Origin of the sequence: Novosphingobium organovorum (genome assembly GCF_022832435.1) — a bacterium.
GTDB classification, from domain to species: Bacteria; Pseudomonadota; Alphaproteobacteria; order Sphingomonadales; family Sphingomonadaceae; genus Novosphingobium; species Novosphingobium organovorum.
Genome location: NZ_JALHLF010000203.1, coordinates 606 through 3,113, shown reverse-complemented (window position 1 = coordinate 3,113; position 2,508 = coordinate 606). Strand labels below are relative to the sequence as shown.

Annotated in this window: 3 protein-coding genes; all 3 read left to right on the top strand. The window is 68.9% G+C overall.

Translation table 11 applies throughout. The annotated features are described in order from the left end of the window. The coding region (locus MTR62_RS20530) for a DsbA family protein (RefSeq protein ID WP_244024449.1) at positions 1-715 on the top strand (715 nt) is incomplete at its 5' end. Positions 716-938: 223 nt separating this feature from the next. Continuing rightward, on the top strand, positions 939-1,709 hold the full coding sequence (locus tag MTR62_RS20525) for a DsbA family protein (protein WP_244024447.1): 771 nt from the start codon (positions 939-941) through the stop codon (positions 1,707-1,709). A gap of 45 nt (positions 1,710-1,754) precedes the next feature. Continuing rightward, a partial coding sequence (locus MTR62_RS20520; RefSeq protein WP_244024445.1) for an AAA family ATPase occupies positions 1,755-2,508 on the top strand: 754 nt, incomplete at its 3' end.

Below are 2,508 nucleotides of genomic sequence, written 5' to 3'. Positions count from 1 at the left end.
GGCCGCCGGAGCCGGGGCGTGCCTTGGCCTTGCCGCAGCGGGCCCGCTGTTCGCCGCCGCGCCAAAGGCCGCCGCCGCACAAAAGGCCGACTGGAGCCAGCAGGTGGTCGTCACCGCCAACGGCAGCTACATGGTGGGCAACCCCGCCGCGCAAGTGAAGGTGACCGAATACGTCAGCTACACCTGCCCCCACTGCGCCGAGATGACCAAGGAATCCGATCCCGTCCTGCGCGGCAAGGTGATCCCGCAAGGCAAGGTCGCGCTGACCGTCACCAACCTGCTGCGCAACCCGGTCGATCTCACCGTCGCCATGCTCACCGCCTGCGGCGACCCCAAAGGTTTCTTCAAGCGCCACAACGCCTTCATGGAGAACCAGGAGGCCTGGCTCGGCAAGGCCAGCACGATCCCGCAGGACAAGCAGGAACTCTGGTACAAGGGCACCTACCCCGAGCGGATGCGCGCGATGGCCGCCGATTTCGATTTCTACGCCACCATGGCCCCGTTCGGCTTCAGCCACGCCGCGGTCGACAAGTGCTTCGACAACAAGGCGCAGTTCGACAAGCTCAGCGCGCAGATGGCCGAAGCCGGCAAGCTCGGGCTCAACGCCACGCCCAGCTTCACGCTCAACGGCAAGGTGCTGGCCGCGCACAGCTGGCCCGAACTTTCGCAGGCGATCACCGATGCCATCATGAGCAACGCCGCCGGCAAGGTCTGAGGCCCTGTTGCCCTGAGAGCCCGCTGCCCTGAAGCCGGTTGCCCTGAGAGCCTGTTACCAAGCCCGGCCGCTCCGTTCCTTCCGGATCGGTCCCGATTTCCCGCCCGAACCCCGCCTGAAGCGCGCCGGACCTGTGCATAGGTCGCGCAACCGGCGGCCGGGCGCCTTTCACACCCTGCCCGTTTTCTGCCAGACTTGGCCTATCGTAAAGGATTCGCCCCGTATGAACCGTTCCGCCCTGCGCCGTCTCGCGATCGGCCTGATCCTCGCACCCACCGCGCTTGGCCTTGCCGCCTGCGGCGACAAGGGCTCGTCCGACACCAGCACCGGCGCGCCCACCTCGGACACCGCGCTCGCCAAGGTCGCCCCTCCGGCGGGCAAGGCCTGGTCCGACGTCATCACCAAGACCGGCGACGGTGCCTATCGCATGGGCAACCCCGATGCCCCGGTCAAGCTGGTCGAATACGGCGCGCTGTCGTGCTCGCACTGCGCGCTCTTCGCCAAGCAGGGCTACGCCAAGCTGCGCGACGACTACATCGCCAGCGGCCGGGTGAGCTACGAGATCCGCTTCTTCATGCTCAACCCCTACGACATCGCCGCCACGATGCTCGCCACCTGCGGTTCGGACGAGGCGGTGATCCCGCTGGCCGAACAGTTCTGGGCCTGGCAGCCGAACATGTTCACCAACCTGCAGGCCGCGGGCAAGGACAAGCTCGAAGCGATCTCCTCGCTGCCGCGCGAAAAGCAGTTCGCCGCGCTCGCCGGTATCGCCGGGATGACCGACTTCTTCGCCTCGCGCGGGCTGCCGACCGACAAGGCCGCGCAGTGCCTCGCCAACACCGCTTCGGCCAAGGCGCTCGCCGATGCCACCGACAAGGCGACCAGCGAGAAGAACATCACCGGCACGCCGACCTTCTTCCTCAACGGCAACGACATCGGCTCGATGGAATGGGCCGAGCTCGAAGCCGACCTGCAGAAGGCCGGCGCGCGCTGATGACCGGGGCGGCCCTGCCCCCGCATCACGCGGGTTAGGGCCGCCGTGCATTTCCGGCGCCTCAAGCTCAGCGGCTTCAAGAGCTTCGTCGAACCCAGCGAACTGCACATCGAACCCGGCCTGACCGGGATCGTGGGGCCCAACGGGTGCGGCAAGTCGAACCTGCTCGAGGCGCTGCGCTGGGTCATGGGCGAAAGCTCGCCCAAATCGATGCGCGGCGGCGGGATGGAGGACGTGATCTTCGCGGGCACCTCCAACCGCCCGCCGCGCGCCTTTGCCGAAGTCGTCCTTCAGGCCCAGACCAGCACCCGCGAGGACCTTGAGGTCGTGCGCCGGATCGAACGCGGCGCGGGCTCGGCCTACCGGGTCAACGGGCGCGACGTGCGCGCCAAGGACGTCGCCCTGCTGTTCGCCGATGCGGCCACCGGGGCGCACAGCCCGGCGCTGGTCAGCCAGGGGCGGATCGCCGCCGTGGTCTCCGCCAAGCCCGCCGAACGGCGCGCCATGCTCGAGGATGCGGCGGGCATCTCGGGCCTCCACGTGCGCCGCAAGGACGCCGAACAGAAACTGCGCGCGACCGAGGCCAATCTTGCCCGGCTCGAGGACATCATGGCCGGGCTCGACCGGCAGGTCGCCGGGCTGCGCCGCCAGGCCAAGGCGGCCGAGCGCTACAAGACGCTCTCCGACCAGATCCGCCTTGCCGAAGCACGGCTGGTCTACGCGCGCTGGCGCGATGCCGCCGCGGCCGCCGAAACCGCGCGCAAGGACGCCGAAGCCGCCGATGCGCGCGTGGGCAGCG